At 47.4% G+C, this 25,027-nt stretch carries 16 protein-coding genes, 1 tRNA gene and 1 pseudogene; 8 read left to right on the top strand and 10 right to left on the bottom strand.

Annotated elements, in window-relative coordinates; genetic code table 11:
- Positions 1–12: 12 nt before the first annotated feature.
- The gene (locus C4H11_RS09660; protein WP_106041561.1) at positions 13–1,863 is read right to left on the bottom strand and encodes a 2-oxoacid:acceptor oxidoreductase subunit alpha; all 1,851 of its coding nucleotides are present in this window, start codon (positions 1,861–1,863) and stop codon (positions 13–15) included.
- 195 nt (positions 1,864–2,058) lie between these two features.
- Between C4H11_RS09660 and C4H11_RS09655 the strand changes: the two genes are divergently transcribed.
- Both C4H11_RS09655 and C4H11_RS09650 read left to right on the top strand, forming a co-directional pair.
- Positions 2,059–2,130: transfer RNA gene (locus C4H11_RS09655), tRNA-Arg, on the top strand.
- Positions 2,131–2,248: 118 nt separating this feature from the next.
- Positions 2,249–2,338, top strand: a pseudogene (locus C4H11_RS09650) (transposase); the annotation flags it as partial.
- Positions 2,339–2,379: 41 nt separating this feature from the next.
- Here C4H11_RS09650 and C4H11_RS09645 read toward each other — a convergent pair.
- Positions 2,380–3,345 carry a phosphatase PAP2 family protein gene (locus C4H11_RS09645; RefSeq protein ID WP_106041559.1) on the bottom strand — a complete coding sequence of 322 codons (966 nt, stop codon included), beginning with the start codon at positions 3,343–3,345 and terminating at the stop codon, positions 2,380–2,382.
- Positions 3,336–4,343: an NAD-dependent epimerase/dehydratase family protein gene (locus C4H11_RS09640; RefSeq protein ID WP_106041558.1), complete on the bottom strand. Its 1,008-nt coding sequence runs from the start codon at positions 4,341–4,343 to the stop codon at positions 3,336–3,338. The genes C4H11_RS09645 and C4H11_RS09640 overlap by 10 nt, the downstream gene beginning before the upstream one ends.
- Positions 4,344–4,929: 586 nt before the next feature.
- On the opposite strand from C4H11_RS09640, the gene rnr reads away from it, so the two are divergent.
- The 5 genes from rnr (at position 4,930) to C4H11_RS09615 (ending at position 11,664) form a co-directional block, all read left to right on the top strand.
- Positions 4,930–7,077: a ribonuclease R gene (gene rnr, locus C4H11_RS09635; RefSeq protein WP_106041556.1), complete on the top strand. Its 2,148-nt coding sequence runs from the start codon at positions 4,930–4,932 to the stop codon at positions 7,075–7,077.
- 4 nt (positions 7,078–7,081) lie between these two features.
- Positions 7,082–7,558 carry a pyridoxamine 5'-phosphate oxidase family protein gene (locus C4H11_RS09630; RefSeq protein WP_106041554.1) on the top strand — a complete coding sequence of 159 codons (477 nt, stop codon included), beginning with the start codon at positions 7,082–7,084 and terminating at the stop codon, positions 7,556–7,558.
- Between the two features lie 197 nt (positions 7,559–7,755).
- A complete protein-coding gene (locus C4H11_RS09625) occupies positions 7,756–8,307 on the top strand; it encodes an RNA polymerase sigma-70 factor (protein ID WP_106041552.1) in 552 nt (183 codons plus the stop codon).
- Between the two features lie 184 nt (positions 8,308–8,491).
- Positions 8,492–9,559: a tyrosine-protein phosphatase gene (locus C4H11_RS09620; RefSeq protein WP_106043320.1), complete on the top strand. Its 1,068-nt coding sequence runs from the start codon at positions 8,492–8,494 to the stop codon at positions 9,557–9,559.
- Positions 9,560–9,714: 155 nt separating this feature from the next.
- Entirely contained in the window at positions 9,715–11,664 is a 1,950-nt protein-coding gene (locus C4H11_RS09615; protein ID WP_106041550.1) for a DEAD/DEAH box helicase, read from the top strand.
- Between the two features lie 451 nt (positions 11,665–12,115).
- On the opposite strand, the gene C4H11_RS09610 is transcribed toward C4H11_RS09615, so the two are convergent.
- The 7 genes from C4H11_RS09610 to pckA all read right to left on the bottom strand — a co-directional run bounded on the left by C4H11_RS09610 (position 12,116) and on the right by pckA (position 24,040).
- Positions 12,116–13,945, bottom strand: coding sequence for a right-handed parallel beta-helix repeat-containing protein (locus tag C4H11_RS09610; RefSeq protein ID WP_106043318.1), 1,830 nt, complete (start codon positions 13,943–13,945; stop codon positions 12,116–12,118).
- A gap of 143 nt (positions 13,946–14,088) precedes the next feature.
- On the bottom strand, positions 14,089–14,562 hold the full coding sequence (locus tag C4H11_RS09605) for a DUF5018-related domain-containing protein (RefSeq protein ID WP_234819814.1): 474 nt from the start codon (positions 14,560–14,562) through the stop codon (positions 14,089–14,091).
- Positions 14,563–14,598: 36 nt separating this feature from the next.
- Complete coding sequence (locus C4H11_RS09600; protein WP_106041546.1) at positions 14,599–16,461, bottom strand: RagB/SusD family nutrient uptake outer membrane protein; 1,863 nt, start codon at positions 16,459–16,461, stop codon at positions 14,599–14,601.
- Between the two features lie 19 nt (positions 16,462–16,480).
- Positions 16,481–19,879 carry a TonB-dependent receptor gene (locus C4H11_RS09595; protein WP_106041544.1) on the bottom strand — a complete coding sequence of 1,133 codons (3,399 nt, stop codon included), beginning with the start codon at positions 19,877–19,879 and terminating at the stop codon, positions 16,481–16,483.
- A 468-nt stretch (positions 19,880–20,347) separates the two neighbouring features.
- Positions 20,348–21,286 (bottom strand): FecR family protein, encoded by a 939-nt coding sequence (locus C4H11_RS09590; RefSeq protein ID WP_106041542.1) that lies wholly within the window; start codon positions 21,284–21,286, stop codon positions 20,348–20,350.
- Positions 21,287–21,408: 122 nt separating this feature from the next.
- A complete protein-coding gene (locus C4H11_RS09585; protein WP_106041540.1) occupies positions 21,409–21,978 on the bottom strand; it encodes an RNA polymerase sigma-70 factor in 570 nt (189 codons plus the stop codon).
- A gap of 454 nt (positions 21,979–22,432) precedes the next feature.
- Positions 22,433–24,040, bottom strand: coding sequence for a phosphoenolpyruvate carboxykinase (ATP) (gene pckA, locus C4H11_RS09580; protein ID WP_106041538.1), 1,608 nt, complete (start codon positions 24,038–24,040; stop codon positions 22,433–22,435).
- Positions 24,041–24,359: 319 nt separating this feature from the next.
- On the opposite strand from pckA, the gene upp reads away from it, so the two are divergent.
- Positions 24,360–25,019 carry a uracil phosphoribosyltransferase gene (gene upp, locus C4H11_RS09570; RefSeq protein ID WP_106041534.1) on the top strand — a complete coding sequence of 220 codons (660 nt, stop codon included), beginning with the start codon at positions 24,360–24,362 and terminating at the stop codon, positions 25,017–25,019.
- The last annotated feature ends 8 nt before the right edge of the window (positions 25,020–25,027 follow it).

The following is a 25,027-nucleotide window of genomic DNA, read 5'->3' as shown; positions in this document are numbered from 1 at the left end:
GATGTTTTTCTTTTAGTCGTTATCAATTATCTTATTGAAAGCCTCTACCAGTTCGGCCACGACAAACGGTTGTCCTTTGACTTCATTGAACTGATACGGTGTGAAGTTATCTATCTTCATACGCAGATAACCGGCAAACTGTCCGAGGTTTTGTTCGGCAATCACCACCTTTTTATATTTCTTCAAAACGGCTTCCGTGTTCTGAGGCAGCGGATTGAGGTAGGTGAAATGGGCGAGGGCTGTTTTTCTGCCTGCCTTGTTCATCTCTTCCATGGCCGAGTACAAGTGACCGTATGTACCGCCGAAACCTACTATCAGCAGGTCGGCATCATCCGCACAACCTTGTACTTTCACATCGGGTACGGGAATCTTGGCTACTTTCTCTGCACGTAGGTGGCACATCAGGTTGTGGTTCTCCGGGTCGGTGGAGATGGCGCCTGTGTTACTGTCTTTTTCCAGACCGCCGAGTATGTGCATATATCCTTCCTGTCCAGGAATTGCCCAATAACGTACCCCTGTCTCCGGATTGCGTTTGTACGGAGTATAGTTCTCTTTCATCTCCGGAGTGACATAAGGCGGGTTGATGGCCGGGTAATCTGCCAGCTTGGGTAATTTCCATGCACCGGAACCATTGGCTACGAAACCATCAGTCAGCAATACTACGGGAGTCATGTGTTCCAGTGCAATTTTGCTGGCCATGTAGGCTGCATCGAAACAGCCTGTGGGCGAAGCGGCCGCAATGACGGGCATCGGACTTTCGCCGTTACGGCCAAATAAAGCCTGCAACAAGTCTGTTTGTTCTGATTTGGTGGGCAGACCGGTGGAAGGGCCTCCACGTTGTACGTTGAGCACCACGAGAGGTAATTCTGTGATGACGGCCAGGTTCATGGCCTCCGATTTAAGGCAGACGCCGGGACCTGAAGTGGAAGTTACGGCCAATGCGCCGGCAAAAGAGGCGCCGATGGCAGTGGCACAACCCGAAATTTCATCTTCGCATTGCACGGTCATCACACCCAGTGATTTGTGCTTTGAAAGCTCGTGCAGCACGTCGGTGGCAGGAGTGATGGGATAAGAACCGAGGAACAGCTTCATACCCGCTTTTTCAGCAGCAGCAATGAAACCGTAGGCCGTGGCTTTATTTCCCGTAATATCCATGTAGCGGCCGGGCACGGTGGCCTTGCTCTCTATCTTATACGTATGAGCTACGGAAGCATGCGTGTTGTGCCCATAGTCATATCCTGCATGAATAACCTTGATGTTCGCTTCGGCAATTTCGGGTTTCTTGCCAAACTTCTCACGAATAAAGTCTTCGGCAATCTTCAGGTCGCGGTTGAACAGCCAGCATACCAGTCCCACTGCGAACATGTTGCGGCATTTCAGCATGGATTTGTTGTCCATCCCGGTTTCGGCCAGACAATCTTTCACCATTTGCGAGATGGGAGCGGCGATCACATCTTGTTTGATGTCCATTTCTTCAATGGGGTCATTGGTTTTAAAAGCTGCTTTTTCCAAATCTCCTTTCTGAAAGGCGTCTGTATCTATAATGATGCAGGCTGTGGACTTTGCAAACTTATACTGTGTTTTCAGAGCGGCAGCATTCATAGCCACCAATACATCGCACTTATCTCCCGGAGTATAGACTTTACCTGCGCCTATGTGCACCTGAAAGCCTGAAACGCCGGTAAGTGAACCTTGCGGAGCGCGGATATCTGCAGGGTAGTCGGGGAAGGTACTGATGTCATTTCCTACCGTAGCCGAAACTGTTGAAAAGATGTTGCCGGCGAGTTGCATACCATCGCCGGAGTCTCCGGAGAAGCGGACTACCACTTGCTCCAGTTCTTTGACCATCATGTCGTTTGCCATACTTACGATTTTCTAAAGGTTATTTTTTAGAGGTTATTGTTCTTTTACACACTTGGCAAATTTCGCAAAGTTAATTGGATTAACAAAACTTTTTTCGGAAAATCGACAGAATACATTATCTTTGTACCCGCAATCTGTTGCGATATGCAGAAATTCACATGGAAAACCTTGTTGTTCAAGGTGCAGCAGAGAGAAGCCCTTGTAGTTCAACGGATAGAACAAGCGTTTCCTAAACGTTAAATAGCAGTTCGATTCTGCTCAGGGGTACAAAATTAAGCCTATTCGTAACTGAGTAGGCTTTTTTGTTGCCGGACTTCCTCCGAGAAGAGACTGTACTTGCCAAGCCTTGACTGCAATGCAAGGCTGCCAAGTCTCATAACGAGATGGAATCAGCATTGTTGACAGCACGCCTCTTCATGTCTGCCGCAACCGGCGGATCTTGACGCAAAAGGTTCTCAAAGGAGTAGCGGGAAGAAGGGGAACGATGGCGCATCGGAGCCGAAAGCCGGGAACCCCTTATTTGAACATCGGCTGCGCAAACCACCTCTTGAACATCCACGTCACCGCCACATAAATCGCGAAAGCGGAAATGAAACCGGCGATGGAGTCAATCAGATAATGTGCTTGAATATACACCGTAGCTCCACAGAGCAACAGATAGAAAGGCAACAGACAGGTAAACAGACGTCTGCTCCCGCGCCAAGCCATAATCATCAGGATGGTAGACATTCCCACATGCGAACTTGGAAAGGCTGCCGTAGGACGCTCGCCCACTTGCTGCGACTCTTCGACCAGATTGTAGAAAAAACCGTGTTCATAGCCGGGACCCGGAAGAAGTTCCTGATGGTGATGGAAGTAGCTGCCAATGGAAGGAAAGATGCCTTGAGCCACGTTGCCGTTGCCGATGGCAGGAAAGTAGAACTGAGGGCCGGCAACAGGCACGAATATATAAATAAGATAATAGATAAAGAAGGCAGTGACCACCACGAAAGATACTTTCTCAAACAAGTCATAGCGGTAGACGAAATACCACATTATCACTACCAATATCATCGGATAATAGAAAAAGTAGCCCATGTTGAATGGCTCGCTCACCCACATTTGCGGCAAATAAGCGCTGAACCATACGGCAGGCTGCCCACCGAACAACCATTGCTCGGTCGAAGCAAACACATGGTCGAGGTTGGGAAAGATGCGATTGAACTCAAACGTGTCGGGATACCAATAGGACAACAGTGACATCTGGATGGCTATGCGCACGAAAGCCGAGAATTTGCATGGCGCCAATCTATAAAGATACATCAACAAGAACGTCATGGCTGCAATAACGATGCGGTCGAGGAGCATCCTGCCCGGATGTTCCATTTCCTGAAAAAGAAACAGTATCAGGATAGAAGTCAACAGGTTATATATCAGTGTTATCTTCTCTACGGCAAACAGTCCTTTGCGTGTTTCTACCTTTTTAAATAAATCTAAAGCCATCCTTTTTCTTTATACCAGGCGATGGTCTCTTTCACTCCCCGTTCCAAATCATATTCGGGATGATATCCCAACTCTTCTACGGTAGGAGTGATGTCGCACTGCCAGTTGCGTTGTTTCATTATTCTATACTTATCCGGATTGAGCGTGCTGGTGGTGTTCCGTCGCTTTGCCCAAAAATCGGCCAGCAAAGATACTAACTTTAACACAATTAACGGACATCTGAAACGAATAACAAACGGATTGCCCAATTCTTTCCGTATCAGGTCGGAAAACGCACGGCTTTGGTAAACGCCTCCGTCGGTCAGGAAATAACCGCGGCGCACCACTTTCTTTTCCATGGCGAGAAAGACGGCCTGCACAATATCCTTGACATATACAAACGTCAAATCCTGCCGACGAAACCCCACGGAGAAGTCTATGTGCCGTTTGATGGACTTGGCCATCAGAAAGTAATCTTTCTCGCGCGGACCGTAAACACCTGTAGGGCGAAAAATGATGTAAGGGAACCCCGGAATACTCTGCAAATAAAGCTCTGCCTTCAGTTTACTGAATCCGTAATCCGTATTGGGGCAGGGAGTGTCTTGATCCGAAATGGGTTCGTATGTCTCTTCGCGAACAGAACCGAATACACTCAAGGTGCTGATGAAAATAAACTGTTTGGGTATCATGTTCAGTTCCCTCAGTGTATCAACGAAGAATTTCGTTTGCAGATAGTTGACGTGGTCGAACTCATTCCTGTTGACGCACTTGGTGACACCTGCACAATGGACGATGTAGTCAAACTTATTGTAGGTGCCCTTATACCCTGACAATTGGGCACGAAGCTCATTGGGATGGGCAAAGTTCAGTTCAAGGACATGTATCTTACGGTTGTTCAGGTATTCGCGGCTACTGGATGAGCGGATGCCTGCCCATACACCGAATTTGCGCTTCAATGCCTCTTCCGCAATAAAACTACCGATAAATCCGCTTGCTCCTGTCACTAAGATGCTTTCCATACTACTTCTTTGGTTCAACGTATATATTTATAAATGCGTTTTTTGACAAACAGAGCTTTCAGCTTGTTCTCTACTTCCGGTGTCTAAAGTCTGCATCTCCATTTTCTCATAGATAAATCATCGCAAAGATAGGATATTATATTCAGAAGCTGTTTATTTTTTAATGAAATATTCTTCTATAAGCACATCTATCTTGTACCTTGAATCGATACATCTATCATCACCTGTCTTTATCAATATGCGGCAAGCCAATATATCCCTACCACCGAAACCATACCCCGGCCGTATCAACGCCGTGTCTTCCCCATACCTTCTCCGTATCTATATAAGCGGAGGATATACGGAGATGATACGGAGGTGATACGGAGGTGATACGGAGATCATACGGAGGATAGACGGAGCGGATGCGGAGAAGATATGGAGTTCGTATGAAAAGGAATTCCGGTCGGACACTATTTTCAGCATGATACGAAGTTTCTGAAACATTTTGAACTGTCGAAAACAAAAAATTCTTTTCTTTGCAAAAGAAACGGATGCGGAATATCGATAATACTTCCCTTTTTACGCATCCATAAAAAGACAGATTATGGCTAAGCAAAAAGACAAAAAAGCCGGCAAACGCATGAAAAAGAAAGAGCTTGCCAAAGTGCTGCTGGACTTCTTCCACAACAAGCAAGGCGAAGTTTTATCCCTGAAATACCTATTCGAACAACTGCGGCTGACCACTCACCCGCTGAAGATGCTGTGCATGAACATCTTGTCCGAATTGGTGATGGACGATTACATCAGCGAGGTGGAGAAGCACAGATATAAGCTGAATACCCACGGCGTGGAGATGACGGGCGTCTTTCAACGCAAGAGCAACGGAAAGAACTCGTTCCTGCCCGATGAAGGCGGAGACCCCATATTCATCGCCGAACGAAACTCGGCGCACGCCATGAACAACGACAGGGTGCGCATCGCCTTCTATGCCAAACGCCGCGGGCGCGAAGCCGAAGGAGAAGTGGTGGAGATACTGGAACGAGCCAACGACACGTTTGTGGGAACGCTGGAAGTGGGCAAATCGTACGCCTTCCTGGTGACGGAAAACCGCACGCTGGCCAATGACATCTTCATCCCCAAAGAGAAGCTGAAAGGTGGAAAGACGGGCGACAAAGCCATCGTGAAGGTGGTGGAATGGCCGGACAAGGCTAAGAACCCCATCGGGCAGGTAATTGACATTTTGGGAAAAACCGGAGACAATACCACCGAGATGCATGCCATTCTGGCGGAATTCGGCTTGCCGTATGTCTACCCTGCTGCCGTAGAGAAAGCCGCCGACAAGATACCCGCCGAAATCTCTGCCGAAGAAATAGCCAAGCGTGAAGATTTCCGCCAAGTGACTACTTTCACCATCGACCCTAAAGATGCCAAAGACTTCGACGATGCCCTTTCTATCCGCCAACTGAAGGAGGGACTTTGGGAAGTAGGCGTACACATCGCCGACGTGACCCACTACGTAAAAGAGGGAGGCATCATCGACAAGGAGGCTGAGAAACGAGCTACCTCGGTCTATCTCGTAGACCGTACCATCCCGATGCTGCCCGAACGGTTGTGCAACTTCATCTGCTCTCTCCGTCCCGACGAAGAGAAACTGGCCTATTCCGTCATCTTCGAAATGACGGAAAAGGGAGAAGTGAAAAACTCGCGAGTGGTACATACCGTCATCAAAAGCGACCGCCGCTTCACCTACGAGGAGGCGCAGGAGATTATCGAAACCGGAAAAGGCGACTTCAAGGAAGAAATCCTCCAATTGGATAAGTTGGCCAAGATTCTGCGCGACAACCGCTTCAAGGCCGGTGCCATCAACTTCGACCGTTATGAGGTGAAGTTCGAGATAGACGAAAAAGGCAAGCCGGTAAGCGTTTACTTCAAGGTGGCTAAAGATGCCAACAAACTGGTGGAGGAATTCATGTTGCTTGCCAATCGCACCGTGGCCGAGAAGATAGGACGCGTGCCCAAAAGCAAAAAGGCAAAAGTGTTCCCCTACCGCATACACGACCTGCCCGATCCCGAAAAACTGGATAATCTGGCTCAGTTCATCGCCCGCTTTGGCTACAAGCTGCGCACGGCAGGCACGAAAACCGACATCTCCAAATCCATCAACCACCTGTTGGACGACATTCAGGGCAAGAAAGAGGAGAACTTGATTGAAACCGTGTCCATTCGTGCCATGCAGAAGGCACGCTACTCCATACACAATGTGGGGCACTACGGTCTGGCGTTCGACTATTATACACACTTCACCTCGCCCATCCGCCGCTTCCCCGACATGATGGTGCACCGCTTGCTGACTAAGTACCTCGATATGGGCGGTCGCAGCGTGTCCGAGCAGAAATATGAGGATCTTTGCGAGCACAGCAGCAACATGGAGCAGATAGCTGCCAATGCCGAGCGTGCTTCGGTGAAGTACAAGCAGGTGGAATTCATGTCAGAGCGTCTGGGTCAAGTTTACGATGGTGTCATCTCCGGAGTGACGGAGTGGGGCTTGTACGTGGAACTGAATGAGAATAAGTGCGAAGGGATGATTCCCATCCGCGACCTCGACGACGACTACTACGAGTTCGACGAGAAGAACTACTGCTTGCGCGGACGCCGCAAGAATCGCACGTACAGCTTGGGCGATGCCATCAGCATCAAAGTGGCACGTGCCAATCTGGAAAAGAAACAACTGGATTTTGCACTGATGGAATAAAACGATGAAGACAATCGCTATCACAGACCTCGTACAAATAAAAGAAGTAATAGATAAATGTCCTTATTGCATGGTGGGTATCACCGATGTAGAGGGCAATCCGTATGTGATTCCCATGAACTTCGCCTATCGGAACGGAGTGATATACCTTCATTCCGGCCCTGAAGGGGGCAAAATGGAGATGCTGGCAAAGCGCCCTCAAGTCTGCGTCACCTTCTGCGAGGGGCACGAGCTGGTGTACATGCACCGGCAGGTGGCATGCAGTTACAGCATGAAGTCGCGCAGTGTGATGTGCCGCGGAAAGGTGCGCTTCATAGAAGACATGGGGCAGAAGCGTGAGATTCTGGACTTTTTCATGAGCCGATATACCGACAATCCTTGCACTTATTCCGAACCCGCCGTTCGCCATGTCAAGATATGGGAGGTGGCGGTGGAAGAGATGACGTGCAAAGCCTTCGGATTGCGCGTTAGCGAAACCTGATGTTGCTCCATATCCGAAAGAAATGGGCGAAACTTCTTTGCACATGTTATTGCCATGTTCTACATTATGTAAGTGCTTGGTTGGAGCTATCTTTTTAGACAAGGTCTGAAGATGTGCCTGTTGTTGAGCGTTGTATGGCCGGCCTTTGCCTTTACGAATGAGACACTCGTTCAAAAAGTCAAACACCTTGATGAATCATGCTTGTAAACGATGAGATACATATATTGAAGCAGTTGCAAACGGGTGACGAACAAGCCTTTAAGTACTTGTTTGATACCTATTTCGTTCCGTTGTGCCGCTTTATGAAGCTGTATCTCAAAGACGAAGCAGAGATAGAAGAGATTGCCATGGATATCTTTATGCACGTTTGGACGAACCGGGAAGAGTTTCAAATCAAGCTTTCCTTCAAAGCCTATCTTTTTCGGGCAGCCCGAAACCGATGCCTGAATGTGCTGCGCGACAGCAAGCGGACCTGTCCCATAGACGGGCTTGGCGAAACGTTGAGCGACAACTACTTCATTGACGAGAACATAGAGTTGGAAGAGCTGCATCGCCTGATAGAGGAGGCCGTCTGCGCCTTGCCCGACAGATGCAGGGAGGTGTTCCGCCAAAGCCGTCAGGAGAACCTTACGAACAAAGAGATAGCCGAACGAACGCAAACCTCGGTAAAGACCGTGGAAGCGCAGATTACAAAAGCATTGAAATATATCCGCAAGTATCTGGACGGGAAATACTCTTATCTGTTCTGAAACCGCATGCTCAGCACTCCTTTCCTTTTCCCAAAAGCAATCCGTATGTGTGCAGGAAAAGCATCGGTTTGCCCTGCTGTTCCCTTAAAGTTAGACAAAGAAATATAAAAGCCGGGTAGCATCGTTATGCAATGTGATGAAAAAATCTATTTTTGTGATTGAAGATGTCAGAGAGTTACTGCCTATGTACAGAAATCTGTTTAGCCTGCTAACGCTGGGCGTATTGTTGACTGCCTGTAGCCGTACTGCCCCCCATATTGTTGTGGTATGCGAAGAGAACAATGTGGGGAATTGCATTGTGAGGTGGGAAATGTATCCTTTTGCCAAGGGTAAAGTAAAGGTATATGCTTCTACCAATCCCGATGCCATCCCGGAGGAGCCTATTGCCATGGCTGATGTTACCGACCAGAAACTCACCATCATCACTACCGACCCTGTTCGGCGTTATTACTACACCCTTGTCTTCGACGGCAAATATCGGGTGAAGGTAGCCACGCGCAACGTCAATATTCCCGGGATACAGAATTTCCGCGACTTGGGAGGCTATCCATCTTACTCTACCGGGAAAGTCGTACGCTGGGGCATGGTCTATCGTTCGGCCGAGATAGAAAGTCTGGAGGACAGCTCGATTGGCGAACTGAAGAATCTTGGTATAAAGACCATCATCGACCTGCGTTCTCTTATCGAAGTGAACAGTCAAACGGACTTACAGAAAAACTTTGACGTGGTGCACCTCCCTATCGGTATCGGCGAGATAGAAAAGCTCCAGAAAGAGGTGAATGAGCAGAAGATAAAAAGCGATACCGTCTGCCGCATAGCGGAGCGGATGGATCGCGACTTGATGAGCAAGCTCGACAAGGAATACCGGCAGATTTTCGACATTCTACTGGATAAAGGAAGTTATCCCGTAGTGATACATTGCTCTTCGGACAAGGGAAGTACAGGCATTGTCTCGGCGCTACTATTGGCCGCTCTCGGCGTGGACGAAGAGACCATCATGGAGGACTACCGTTTCAATAACGACTACTTCAACAATCCTCCAACCTTGGAATATGCCTATCGCCTGCCCATGCGTTCGCGAGAAGTCTTTGCACCCCGAGAATACAGTGACGATGGCTTCCTGACTGCCGTCAAAAAGGAGGTGGAAAGAAGATACGGAGATGTGGACACTTACCTGCAACAGGGCATCGGCCTGACCAAAGACGAAATCAAGCGTCTGCGAAGCATGTTGCTGGCAGACGGCGGACGATGAGAGAAAAGGCGCAAGTCTCTGTCGGCTCAAAGGCCTACGTCCTGCAAAAACAATAACTTTTCTTCATAATCGCATAATAATCAGCCGGCAATAATCGAATATCCATTGGAAAGCACTATCTTTGCAGCCGAAATTTAAGATATACGAAAAGATTAATGAAGACATTTGAAGAGCTCGGTGTGTCGGCGGAGATACGCCGTGCCATTGAAGAGATGGGATATGCGTGTCCCATGCCGGTACAAGAGGAAGTGATTCCTTACCTTTTAGGAGAAAACAATGACGTAGTGGCGCTGGCACAAACCGGAACAGGAAAGACTGCAGCATTCGGCCTGCCGCTTATACAGAAGATTGACGTAAACCAACAGATTCCCCAATCCCTCATCCTTTGCCCCACCCGTGAGCTTTGCCTCCAGATAGCGGGCGACCTGAACGATTACTCCAAATACATCGACGGCCTGCGCGTATTGCCTGTATACGGCGGTTCGTCCATCGAGAGCCAGATACGCGCCCTGAAACGGGGAGTACACATCATCGTTGCCACACCGGGACGACTGCTCGACCTGATGGAGCGCAAAACCGTATCCCTCGCCACTATCCGGAACGTAGTGATGGACGAGGCCGACGAGATGCTGAACATGGGTTTCACCGACAGCATCAACGCCATTCTGGCCGACGTGCCCCAAGAGCGGAACACATTGCTGTTCTCCGCCACCATGAGTCCGGAGATAGCACGCATCTCGAAGAACTACCTGCATAACGCCAAGGAAATCACCATCGGACGTAAGAATGAGGGTACGAGCAACGTGAAGCACGTGGTTTTCTGCGTCCATGCCAAAGACAAATACGCCGCACTGAAGCGCATCGTCGATTATTACCCGCAGATATACGGCATCATCTTCTGCCGCACCCGCAAGGAGACGCAGGAGATTGCCGACAAACTGATGCAGGAGGGCTACAATGCCGACTCCCTGCACGGCGAACTGAGCCAGGCGCAGAGAGACGCCGTGATGCAGAAGTTCCGCATCCGCAACCTGCAACTGCTGGTTGCCACCGATGTGGCTGCCCGAGGGCTGGACGTAGACGACCTGACGCATGTCATCAACTACGGTTTGCCGGACGACACCGAGAGTTACACCCACCGCAGCGGGCGTACTGGACGTGCCGGAAAGACCGGAACCTCCATCGCCATCATCAACCTGCGCGAAAAGGGAAAGATGCGCGAAATAGAACGCATCATTGCCAAGAAGTTCGAGCAGGGAGAAATGCCTACTTCCGCACAGATATGCGAAAAGCAGCTGTTGAAGGTAATTGACGACTTGGAGAAGGTGAAGGTGAACGAAGAAGAGATAGATGCCTTCATGCCCGACGTTTACCGCAAGCTGGATTGGCTGAGCAAGGAAGACCTGATAAAGCGTATGGCTTCGCATGAATTCAACAAATTCCTTGATTATTACCGCGACCGCGAAGACATTGAGACGGCCACAGGAAACGAGCGTGGCGCAAAAAGCGGCGCACGTGGCGAACGCCGCGGAAGCAATGGCGGCAACCGTCAGCCCGAAACCGGCTACAAACGGCTGTTCATCAATCTGGGTAAGATGGACAACTTCTTCCCCGGCGAACTCATCGGCCTGCTGAACAAGAATACTCGCGGGCGCATCGAACTGGGACGTATCGACCTGATGCAGAAGTTCTCGTTCTTCGAAGTAGAAGAAAAAGAGGCCGGCAACGTGGTGAAAGCCCTGAACCGTGCCAACTGGAACGGACGTAGAATATCGGTGGAAATTGCCGGTGAAGAGGGGGGCAACGACGCTTCGAGAGGCGGCGGCAAGAAAGAGCGCAGCGGAAAAAAGGAGCACAACGACCAGAAACGTGGCTATAAGGCAAGTAAACGAAACGATGCTTCGGCTGCCCAACGCAGCGAGAAGCTCGAGAACGCCACATCGGGCAAGAAAAGCAAGCCCAGCCGCGAAGAGCGCGGCTACACCAAAGCCCGGGGCAAAAAGGACGACTGGAAGCAATTCTTCCAAGGTTACGACGACTTCAAAGGTTCTGAACCCGACTTCAGCGAAGAGGGATGGGCCAAGCGGAGCAAGAAAAAGAAATAGGTACCGGTTTGATTCTCTTTTTAGGGAAAGGAAAGATAAAGAGAATGTGGAACAAGTATAACAAATAGAACTATGGAGTTCAACTTCAATAAATACAGCTTTCGAAGCATACTGTACTTGTGCCGCAAATATCACAGAGAATGCCTAATGCCTCTTGATAGGGACAGCTTGAAGGCAGTTCTTGACAACAGACGAGTAAGATTCAAAAAACTTGCAGAAGTCGTCTGCCATACAAAATATTTCAGAAACTTTGTCCTCGGTGATCATAGCGATTTTTGTTTGTATTTCTTTGTTCTTTAAACACTATAAAGTTACAACAAAATTCGCTAATCACCCAATTTATAGGAACTTATAATTCATTGAATTCACATTAAATACAATCAAAAGACCTCTCTATAGATAGCAGGAACCGATGCCAATGTACAACTTTCCCTGCAAGAAGCATTTTGTCTCACTGAGCGTTTTTGATTCTCATCTTGCCATCAGTCTTTACAAAACGTCTCTTCATTTTCTCCAGAAGCAGCAACCGACGGTCTTCCTCATTCATTTCATTCCCTTTAATCACTACATCTTTACATCCAATCAGATAAAACAGAGGTTTATCATCACTGAAGACTATAGTATCTTCTTTCTCCACCACATTCTCCCTGAAGATTAGTCCTTGGGTGCTCTTGGCATAAAGCACCGGATTGCCGAGTGTCTTGAAGATATTATTCTCAATGCGTATATTCCGATGCACGGGACAATCAGCGTCAATCACGGTATTCGAGGGACGTATGGCTATCACTGCATTCTCCGGACCTCCGGCATGCGCACACTCAATGAAGGTATTTCCCTTAATCAGCACATCCTTCACCGGGCCGGACTCAAACCAGTCATTGGCGTCTCCTTCTATCAGGATGGCACTCATTCCGGTCTTATAATACACATTATCGACTATCACTACCTTCCGCGGCGTTGTCATCAACGTGCCTCGGGTACTGGTGCGCGTGAAGCGACAGTTGCGAATCTCCACCTCGGGTGTGCGGCTCATATTTTCCACACAGTCACTGTTTAACTTCAACGCAGAGGGGATATCGCGGTCGAGATTCAGTTCTAAGGTGTAGTCGGTCAGCCGTTTTACGGTCTCAACCTTAGCATACGCATACCGTTCCATGGTTGCGGTATTGACGAAAGCCACCGTATCACCCTCAAAGTAGGCATCGAATCCATAGCTTTGTCCATGCATGAAACGCAGTGTCAGAGTACGAAGATCACTTTGTTTCGTGACACGCAGATTGGTACCGTGCACGTTGATGGGGTCATCCTGCGCTCCGGTATATCGGCATCCCGTAATGCTTATTTTTCCACTACATCCCGAAAAGTGCATGAAGTCTGCCGAAGAAGCCAATATACGTCCGCTCCCTTCACGCGGTTCGCATCTCACGTTGTTCATTGTGATATTCTCGGTGTATTGGCTCACGATGCCTAACCCGTGCATGTAGTGCACCCCCACATTGTCCAGCGTTATATCCTTACTTTGAAAGAGAAACAAACCTACCTGATCGCGAATAATGTCGCGCATAGTGAGTGTGTTGCCCACTTGAGGGTGGAAACTCTCCGGCGTGGTGAATCTCACAATGCCGGGCGCCACTTCCTCGGCTTTGGAGGCCGACAGCGTTTTCCATCCGCGACTGTAGAAGAAGAATTCTGTCTTCGGATCGTATTCTATGCAGTGAATACGGTTCGAGCGCCACCCCTCGCCATACAAATGTATCTTTCCATCCACAATTTCGTATCGGCTGTCTTTATGAAACACCACCTCCACACCCTCAGCGTCTGCTTTGGTATAGGTCATTTCCGAACCTCCCGGACGTTCAAAGTCGAGATGAATGTCTTTCAATATCATCCGTTTGCAATGCGCAAAAGCTATCATGGTCATTTTGCCGTGAAACATCAATGTGGCTCCATTTCCTTCTATGGTCAGCCCGTCCATTTCCTCAAAGAAGAGGCCGATGGTTTTTACTTTCGACGGACATTCCTCGGCTGTTGAGGTATTAGTGATGAAATATTCTTTGCACACAGCACCCTCAGGCCAAAAGTCGTAACGTCCTTTTTCAAACACCAGCGTGCGGGCGTTTCGTTCCTTGCAAGCCTTGATGGCAAGTTGCAGCTTTTCGACGCAATTCTCGTAGGTATATGGCTTGACGCCGAAGTCGGATACGTAAACGACATCTTTCTGTTGCACCGATAAAGACAAAGCATAAAGCAACAGCATAAAGAGAATAGAAATTGTTCTCATACGGGTTGATACTTTTTTTTGAGTAAAAAGGATGTGCCGCCAAAAACATTCGCCGTCTTTTCGTGTAACATCTTCAACAAGGTGCATATCGACGACACACGTCTTTTGCGGCATATCCTTAAAAAGAATCATTCATTATTATTTTAATCGTTTTTGTTAAATTGAGTAACTCTGATTGTCCAAATCTTCTTGCTGCCGTTGGCTGCCGTCACCTCGAACTTCCGCTCTTTGCTCCAGTCATCGGGTGTACCAAGAATCGCACTTCCCTCAATGGGGGTAATACGCGCTGCGGTTGACACGGAAACCTGTCCCCACAGTTTACTCACAGACACCTGCTTGCGTATGTTTTCTGTAAAGTCGCCAGTAGCAGCGGGCACTGTCACCACAGCTTCTATGACGCCGCTTTCAGATGCTACATTATTCGTAGTATTGAGGCGTTGTTCCTTCACTACCGGTTCACCGGTGACGGGGTCTTTCTGCTCGCTTGCCCAGCGAAAATAGAACTGTACCGCACTGATTTCGGCTTCTCCGTATGTCGGAAGGGTTTCCCAATCACATGCGGTCATGAATGGAATACACATCAGTATCATTATCCATTTGTAATTTTTCAATTTCATGTTCTTCATTGTTTTTGCAGTTAGTAATTAAACAAATCACTCCCATCCCTTATTCTGGTCAGCATCTGAAATAGCTGAATTGGCTTGGATTACCGACTTGGTGATGGGGAATAAATAAGAGCGGATGTCGAATTTCCGCTGGTCGTTTTGTTGTTGCACATTACCTACAAACGCCGCCGTACGCTCTTTGTTTATTTCGATGAACGTAGCAGGTTCGCACAACTCATCTATCACGCTTCCCGGCTCTTTACCATCATTGGCTTCTCTGCCATATTTGCCCCAGCGCAACAAGCTGAAGTAGAAATCGCCTTCCCAAAACAGCTCCACACGTCGCTCCGTCTTATAGTCATTCCATGCCTCCACGGCCGTAGAAGCTTCGGAAGCAGGCAAACCGCCATGTATCGTACGGGTTTGGTTCAGAGTGGCCACAGCCTCGCTTATCTGCCCTAACCGGAGCAGTGCTTCTGCTTTATTAAGCAAGGCACGTCCATAACGAAACAGAATCTTGTGATAGTCTGTATAGACGTTGTAGAACGGACGAGGCGACATGTTGCTATAGATATACTTACGTGTACTGTAGTTGGTCAGGGGTACATGATCCGCAGCATAGCGTTTTGTAGCCCAACGGCTCATGTTGCCATGGTTGTAAGTGGTAATGTCTTCGTTCAGGAATTTGGAACCGTCGTGTATGATGGAAGCATCAAAACGCTTATCACGCCCACCATACATCAAATCGCTGATGCTCCTGCCCGGAGTCGTTACCTCGAAAGCCTTGAAACTCTTTCCTTTGAACTCTGCCTCGTCTTTATACTCTATCTTAATCATAGCCTCATTGACTCCGATGCTCTTGGTGTTTTTCTTGAATTGGGAAGATTCATACCAACGCACCGCCTTACGGCTTTCAGCATCGATAACCAGATAGGCATCGACCAAATTCTGACTGGGTGTATGGTCGAGCCAGCATTCAAAGATGTCGGCCTTGCTGAAGAGTGGGCCGCAACCATTGATTTCCAAGTTACTATTCGTCAGGTTGGGCACCATGTTTATCATATCGGTGTGCATCATTTGCGTGTTGTCTGCACTCCAATAACGTGCAAGGATGATTTCGGATGATGAGTATGCCCCCGTCTGGTTGAACATGCTTTCATAGTTACTGTCTAATTCCACATTTTTGATTGCGTTCACTGCCTCCACAACTTCTTGATACAGACTTTTTCCACTCATTCGTAACGTAGTATTGTCATCGGTATAGGCGGCGGCCGTAAGGCATACCTCAGATAACAGTGCTAATCCGGCATTCTTATTCAAGCGTCCCGGTACTTTCTCTTCAGGCAGATCGACAATGGCTTCGCGCAAGTCTGTCAACACATGACTGTAGCTTTCTACTATATCTTTGGTGAGCGGAATATTGAACTCATCACCCGCATTCAGTACCTTGTCCACCCACATGTATCGGCCTCCCTTACGGGCCAAGTCATAGTATATCATGGCACGCATCATCTTGGCTTCCGCTGTGTATCGCTTCTTGAAATTCTCGTTCAGCACGTTTGATTGTGCCACTTTCTCAAGAATGAGATTGCAATTACGGATTGAGCCGAAGCGGTCATTCAACCCCCATCCGTATGTATTCTCCATTAATCCTCTTGCCTCAGCAGGACAAGAGTGGCGACAATTCACCATGTTGTTGCTGAAAGTCTTGTCCCACATGGAAAAGTTCAGGTATGGATCGTAGGCAGAGGCATAGCAGTTTGTCACAAATGCATCGACGGTTCCTTGAGTTGCCCATACGGTGTTGTCGCTGTAGCTTTCTTTGGGATATGTGTCAAGGAAGTTTTCACACCCTTGCAACCCGATTGCGCCTATCAGGCAAAACGATAAAATATGTTTCTTGATTTTCATATCATTAATCTTTGTTGGTTTAGAAACCGATGGTTAAACTTACGGTATAAACTCTCGATATAGGATAGCTGTATCCATCTCCCCGTCCTGCTTCGGGATCGAATCCGTAATCGTTGGCCGGACTGAAAGTCAGCAGATTGTAACCCGAGAGTGATAAGACACATTTCGACAACCACGATGTGTTTTTCAGTAACTTGTGCTTGAAATCGTAGCCTACGCTCATATTCTTCAACCGGAGGTAGTGAGCGTCTATCAGCCAGAAATCACTGTTCACGAAGTTGTTATTACCGTTGTATCCGGCCGATGCATGCTGACGAGGATACAGAGAACCGGTGTTGTCCGGTGCCCATATATTGGTCTGGAACTCATAGATTACGGGCAGGTAATTACTGTTTCCACCTTGCAGAATGGCATCTATGTAGAAGTTATAGTTGGTGGCTCCCTGCCACAACATATTGAAAAACCAACCCTTATATCCGAGGTCGAAAGTAAATCCGTAATTGGCCTTGGGTTTTGAGCCGGCACCCATACGTGTCTGATCATCTCCGTCAATCTTTCCATCACCATTAAAGTCGTAATATTTCAGGTCACCCGCCATCAGATTCACCGAGCCATTACGTTTGGGTGAGTTGAGAATATCTTCATAATCTTTATAGTAGCCTAAGTTTTTGTAGTACACTCCAGAATATGCTCTGACTTGTGTTCCTCTTTTATAGGGATCTTTAAGTTGTGTTTCTGCTTCATTCGGATTCAGATTCCAACGGTCGTCGTATGCGGTCATATTGGCCGATATGCCGTAATTCAAGTCACCTATTTTATCTTTCCATTGCAGAACGAACTCGAAACCTCGACGTATACTCTCTCCATTGGATTTCACCACGGGAAGATTTTTGCCCAAAGGTGCGGTATAGCCCACATTTGACGGAGTTGCTAAGTAACCGGTAGTTGTTTTGGCAAAATAGTCGATGGAACCTGACAAGCGATTGTTGAGTGAGGCAAAGTCAATACCGATGTTGAAGTCTTTGGTAGTGTACCATGTCATGTCAGGACTCACCAAGGCTCCCTCACTGAATCCCGGCATCCACTCTCTATTGATATAGGCACTACGCTGATTCAGGGTATAGGAGGTAAGATAAGTGTAGCGATCGGCCACCTTGTCACCATCCTGATCAAGGAAATCCTGACCGATTTCACCGTACGAGGTACGTAGTTTAAACAAGTCGAATACTTTGTCAACTCCGATATTATGCCAGAAGTCTTCATCGGACACAGTCCACGCCAGCGAACCCGAAAAGAATGTCCCCCAACGGTTTCCTTTTGGGAAGTAGTCACTACCATCGTGGCGGAAGTTGAATTCGGCCATGTATTTAGCGTTGTAGTCATACTTCAAGCGTCCAATGAAGGCAGCACGGCGTTCACCCACTTCTTCTCCTGAACTGTTCTCCATGGTGCTACTTGGGCCGGCACCCATTTGGTCTACATCAAAGACGAAGTTCTTTCGTGCCGACCACAAATTATCGTAGTCGCTACCGCTGGCCTCCATACCGAACAATGCACCTATAGTATGCGCTTCAGAAAAAGTGTGTGAGTAGTCGGCCAGAAACTGTGTATTGAAGTTGCTGTGATGATTGGCCCATTTATTCAAGTTGGGTTTGCCCGTGGTAGAGGGATTACCTTCCCAGTCGTAAGACATTGCTGTTTTGGCCCATGCTTTGTAATGGTCGTTGGCCAACGTGTAGCTGCCTATGGCTTTCAACTTCAGTCCCTTAACCCAAGGTACATTCCATTCCAAGTTAAGGTTTCCTCTCACCGAGTTTTCTTTAGCGGTGTAGTATCCGCCGTTGTTGCTGATGTCAAGCAAGGGATTGTCATTGGTACCGCTGTATATCTGTCCGGCAGGATTGTAAGCAGCCTCCATGGGACGCTTATTCTGTATGTGCGACCACACATAGTAGTAACCGCGTCCGTTTGTCGTTGCGGGTTCTTTAGTATCAAGCAGATAAGCATCCACACTTGCCGTTACTCGCAAACCTATGGGCTTGAGGTAGGTTTCCACATTGGTGCGGAAGTTATAGCGTTGCATATTGTGCGCATTGGTGCGATAGATAGACTCTTGGTTGTAATACCCCAGTCCCGTATATACCTTCATTGTTTCAGAACCGCCGGTGAAACTTAGGTTGTGGCGCATTTCGGGAGCGAAGTTACGCATAGTCACTTTCTGCCAATCAGTATCGGGATGCCCTTTGGGGTCGGTACCGTCCTTAAAAAGTCTAAGGTCTTCGTCGGTGTACTGTGGAGCACGTCCGTCGTACTGCAATCCGCGGTTTAGATAGAGAGCCGCCTTATAAGAATTCACCTTATCGGCCATGTTAGCCGGTTGGCTCATGGTATAGTTGAAGTTGTAGTCCACGCTTATCTTGCCAGTTTGTCCGTTCTTTGTACGAACCATGATGATGCCGTTGGCTGCACGCGCTCCGTATACGGCTGTTGCCGAGGCATCTTTCAACACCGACATCTGCTCTATGTCCTCTGGGTTGAGATTTTGAAAATCGCGCTCTTCGCAAATCACGTCGTTTATTACGTATAGTGGCGTTCCACCACCACGTATCGATATGGATGCTTTGGAGTTGATTCCCCCTCCGGATTGCTGCACGATGAGCCCCGGTGCGCGTCCGGCAAGGCTCTGCGTAACGTTAGGTACAGGCACCTTACCCAGTTCGTCGGCTTTCACCTGCGACACGGCTGAAGTGGTTTTACGCTTTGAGGTTGTACCATAACCCACTACTACCACTTCATCAAGTAGTTGCGTGTCTGCCGTCATTCTGATTTGCATAATTTTGTCCGTAACAGCTGTCACAATTTGCGTCTTGTAACCTATGTAGGAGATTTCAAGCTGTGACTTGGCAGCAACAACCAACGAGAATTTTCCGTCCATGTCCGTAATGGTTCCGGCAGCCTCACCTCTCACCCTTACGGTGGCACCTATTATGGGTTCACCGGTTTCATCCACTACTATGCCCGTCACCCTGTTGTCCTCAACTTGTTGCTTCAAGTTAGTACGGGTCAGTACGATGTGACTTCCTTCCAGCGTGTAGGCCACATCTCCTTCGGAAAACAGCTGTGTCAGCACCCTTTTCACCGTCTTATTGTTCACATCAACTGAGACAGGACTTTTCACGTCGATGCCGTTGGAGTATATAAACAAAAAGTTTGTCTGATTCTCGATTTCATTCAGAACCTCAAGGAGAGGCACATTCGATTTCTTGATGGTCACTTTGGCCGTTTGTGAACTAGCCGTCGAGGCTGTGGCGCAAAAGGCAAAGAATAATAACAATGTAGTGATTTTCATTACTCTATAAAATAGGTTAAAAGGAGGCACTTTCCCTAAAGTTCCATCTTCTGTTAATTCTTTTTTCATACATTTACGATTGGGTTTAATAAAGGTTTCTTTTACGGTTTAAGTGAAAGAACTTTTTTTCACTTGCGGCAGGTATTGCAGTACTTGCCGCTCTCTTTTTCCGAAGAGGAGGCGTCAAAGTTTTTTCGATATTTCTTTGCGCTAGCCACACTCTTCTGTTTTGCAAACGGGATGATCAATGAGTGTTTTTCTGCATAGGCTTTTCTTTTTTATTGTTCTACAAATATTATCTTAGAAATTATTCTAGCATCATCTAAGACTATTTTTCTTTTTTGTCCTATTATAGCATTAGTCCAGGTGTGTATCAAACGGATTTTCAGAAACTGTTTTGATTTTATTTCAACTTCCTTCCGGGAGTTATTTTTGAGTATTTTTATCAGTTTTCTTTCGTCATATAGCCTGCCATGTTCCTCAGAAAAGCAGACAGGAAGGCCGAAGAAGTCTGAAGGAGTTGATGCAACTCTTTGGTCATTTCAAGTATATCACGTTACTTTCACGGTCTCTGCTGAAAGAAAACTTTATCTCTTTTTGCAAGACTCTCAGCGCATAGTCCACACCGTCTATCAAGCGGAACTTTCCGTTCAGTCTCGTATCTGGTATCTTCTTGTTCTCCACCACGAAAGACACATCGTAATAGGTTTCAAATAGTTTAAGCACTTTCTCCAAAGGCAAGTCCTTGAAGCAGAATAGCCCGTCGCGCCAACGAAAAACGTCGATATCTTCTATACTCTTGCAAAACAAAAGGTTATTACTCAATATGGCCCTTTGATTGGGCGATAAAACAAGGTTGCCATGAGCAGTGAGAACCCTTACACTTCCTTCCATCAAAGCTATCTCGAATTTATCAGCATGGTCATAGGCACTCACGTAGAATTTAGTGCCAAGCACCTCCACTCTCCCTTTCGAGGTCTCCACCACAAAGGGTTTTCCTGCATTCTTGGTCACTTCGAAGTAAGCTTCTCCGTTCACTTGCACCACTCGCTTGTCTGCCCCTTTGAAGCTCTGTGGATACTTCATCTCTGTTTTAGCGTTTAGCCATACGGTTGTTCCGTCTGACAGAGTAAGATTCACCCGTTGTCCTTGTGGCACTACAATCTGGTTCTGCCGTGCCCCTTGGATACTTTGCTCCACGTAAAGAGTGGTAAGGAAAAAGGTTATTACCACTGCGGCGGCCACTCCCACTATCCTTAATGCGATTTTACGCAACACGATTCTGCGTGGCCGACTGTCGGCAGGCGAAACATCACCGTTCAGAAGCACAGCGTCGAACAGTTTTCGTTCCTCCATCAGTCTGCAACGGTTCTCTTCCGACTTTTCAAGCCATTGACGAATCTTCTTTTCCTCCTCATTGGTGGCAGAGCAGTTAAAGAATCGGAAGAGTATCTCTTGGTCTATGTTTTTATACATGATTCTATTCAGGGTTTGTATATAAAGCACACAACATCGATTGGCCCCTATTTAAAAAAAGTTAAATAAGAAAAACTCGTTTTGCCGCCTACCGATGTAGTCTTTACAATTCCAGAAAATCATTACATGAATAGCAGAGAGAAAAGAAGATGTTTCAACGACTTTTTCAGCGAGCGTATGGCTTTGGTCATGTGATACTCCACGCCTTTGACTGATAGATTCATCAATGCGGCTATTTCGCGATGGGTTTTCTCTTCGAAATGATGCATTATGAAAATCTTCCGTGTGGTTTCAGGTAATTTTGCCAATGCATGCCGCACTTGCTCACGCACCTCTTTCGAGAATAACTCTCGCGGATCGCATGCCTCTAATGTAGCCATCTGTACGGACAGTTTCCACTCTTCGTGTTTTCGTATTTGCTCGGACAGCATTTGGTCATATCGACGGTTACGCAGATGATTAAGACACTTGTTCTTTACTGCAGTGAAGACATAGACGTATGGCAATATCTCCGGATGCTTTTCACTCTTTATCCTCGCACGATTTTCCCAGTAGTACATCATCGCCTCCATCACGATGTCTTCGGCCTCCATCAGATCATCCACATAAGTAGAAGCAAAGCGCACAAACCTCGCCCGATATTCGTTAAAGAGCTTATTGAATAAAACTATGTCGGAGTCTGTTTCCTTCATCTCACATCTTTCTTCTTTTTATTCAGAGACATTGGTGTACCATAGCTATAAAGTTGCCGATCCTTAAGAACACTTATGTAACAGTGGAGTTCGGAACATTTCTCTGGAGAATGAAAAGAATTACAATATTAAAGATTTTAAACGAAAAAGCCAAAAGTATGTCAAAGTTTTCACAAATCAGTTCGTATGTTTTTCCTTTTTCTATTTCAGGAACCAGCAGATATGCCATTTACCGACCGAGTAATTTGCGATCTTTCACCCCTAAAAGCATATATAAAGGCATCATAATCAATCAAAAAACACAACGTAAATTAAATGGATATTGCCAAGTTATATGCCAGCCTCATTGAGTCTCTACCGAACCGGTAGAACATAAGCAAAACGCAACCGAACTAAAAAAAGCGACTCCCCATGCAACATGGGAAGCCGCTTCCGTTTCGATTATTGTTACAAATTAGAGTTTCGGACCGGCAGCAACCAGAGCCTTACCGGCTGCGTTGCCCGTAAACTTGGCGAAGTTCTTGATGAAGCGTCCGGCCAAGTCCTTTGCCTTCTCTTCCCACTTGCAAGAGCAGTCGTACGTGTCGCGAGGATCAAGAATCTTCGGATCAACGCCCGGCAATGCAGTTGGAACAACGAAATCGAAGAAAGGAATTGTCTTTGTCGGAGCCTTGTCGATGGAACCGTCGAGAATGGCGTCGATGATGCCGCGGGTATCTTTAATGGAGATACGTTTGCCGCTACCGTTCCAACCGGTGTTCACCAAGTATGCTTTGGCGCCTACCTTGTTCATCTTCTTCACCAACTCTTCTGCGTATTTAGTGGGGTGCAGGCTCAAGAAAGCCGCGCCGAAGCAAGCAGAGAATGTAGGAGTCGGTTCGGTGATGCCGCGTTCCGTTCCGGCCAACTTGGCGGTGAAACCGGACAGGAAGTAGTACTGAGCCTGCTCGGGGTTCAGAATAGATACGGGAGGCAATACGCCGAACGCGTCAGCCGACAGGAAGATTACCTGATGAGCATGAGGCCCTTTCGATACGGGCTTAACGATGTTCTTGATGTGGTAGATGGGATAAGAAACGCGGGTATTCTCTGTCACGCTCTTATCAGCGAAGTCAATCTTACCCTTGGCGTCAACAGTCACGTTCTCCAACAGGGCGTCGCGCTTGATGGCGTTATAGATATCGGGTTCGCTTTCTTTATCCAGGTTGATGACCTTGGCATAGCAGCCGCCTTCGTAGTTGAATACGCCCTCGTCGTCCCATCCGTGCTCGTCGTCACCGATGAGCAGACGTTTCGGGTCGGTAGACAGAGTCGTTTTACCCGTACCGGACAGACCGAAGAAGATGGCAGAGTCCGTGCCTTCCATGTTGGTATTGGCGGAGCAGTGCATCGAAGCGATGCCGCGAAGCGGGTTCTTGTAGTTCATGATGGAGAACATTCCTTTCTTCATCTCACCGCCGTACCATGTGTTGAGGATGACCTGTTCGTTGGTCTTCAGGTTGAACACGGTAGCTGTTTCAGAGTTCAGGCCCAACTCTTTGTAGTTGTCTACTTTTGCTTTGGATGCGTTGAACGAAACAAAGTCGGGCTCTCCGTAGTTGGCCAGCTCTTCTGCAGTGGGGCGGATGAACATGTTGGTCACGAAATGAGCCTGCCATGCCACCTCCATGATGAAGCGCACTTTCATGCGAGTGCCTTCGTTGGCTCCGCAGAAAGTATCGACTACAAACAAGCGCTTGCCGCTCAACTGTTTTACGGCTTTGGCTTTCAGGTCGGCCCAAGCAGCTTCGGAGCAAGGTTTGTTGTCGTTCTTGTATTCCTCGGATGTCCACCATACAGAGTCTTTGCTGGCTTCGTTCATCACGAAGAATTTATCTTTAGGAGAACGTCCGGTATAGATACCAGTCATTACGTTCACTGCACCCAGTTCGGTTACTTGGCCTTTTTCATAGCCTTCGAGGCCCGATTTGGTCTCTTCGGCGAACAATACATCATAAGACGGGTTGTGGATGATTTCCTTCACGTCCTTGATACCGTACTTGCTTAAATCTAAATTTGCCATTTCTTTTTAAGATTTTAAAATTTGGTATTTTGGTTTATAATCTCTTCTTACCTTAAAAGCATGCAAGGGAAAAACAGCATGAAAAGTCCACTCTTTTTTGACTGCTTTTTGACAAGCCCTTGTTTTTCGCCTACAAAAGTAATACTTTCTTTTAAAAGAAATACCCTATTAAAGAAATTTTTCTGTAATAAAAACTCTTTTATAGAACCATAACAATATCTGCCAACTGAATGTTGCAAATTGGGTGAATTTCGTTTACTTTTGCACCGCATTTCGTTTGAGGAAAAGTAACCAGAAATATATCAACCTAATAATAACAATGAAAATTGTAAATTTTGCCGAGACAGACTCTGTCTTGAATCAGTATGTGGCAGAGATTCGTGACGTGGCAGTGCAAAACGACCGCATGCGTTTCCGGCGTAATATTGAACGCATCGGAGAGATTATGGCTTATGAAATGAGTAAAGAACTGACTTATTCCGTCAAGCAAGTACGAACCCCATTGGGAATGGCATCGGTCAGCACCCCTGATGATGACGTGGTGATTGCCACCGTCTTCCGTGCCGGACTCCCCTTGCATACGGGCTTTCTAAACATGTTCGACGGTGCCGGCAACGCCTTTGTTTCCGCTTACCGTTATTATAAAGATAAGGAATGCCGCACGGTAGACGTACACATCGAATACATCGCCACTCCGGACTTGTCAAAGAAGACTTTGTTGCTGGTAGACCCTATGCTTGCCACGGGCGAAAGCATGGAACTTGCATGGAAGGCTTTTCTCACCAAAGGCACCCCTTCCAAATTGCAGATAGCTTGCGTCATAGCCAGCCGGCAGGGAGTAGAACATTTGGAGAATCTCTTCCCCGGAGATGAAGTGACTTTATGGTGTGCCGCCATCGACCCCGACATGAACGAACATTCTTACATTGTACCCGGTTTGGGCGATGCGGGAGATTTGGCATTCGGTGATAAGATATAAGATTCCAT

The organism is Bacteroides zoogleoformans (assembly GCF_002998435.1).
In the GTDB taxonomy this organism is placed as follows: Bacteria; Bacteroidota; Bacteroidia; order Bacteroidales; family Bacteroidaceae; genus Bacteroides; species Bacteroides zoogleoformans.
The sequence above is the reverse complement of the archived record's forward strand: the minus strand, read 5'-3'. Positions and strand labels throughout refer to the sequence as shown.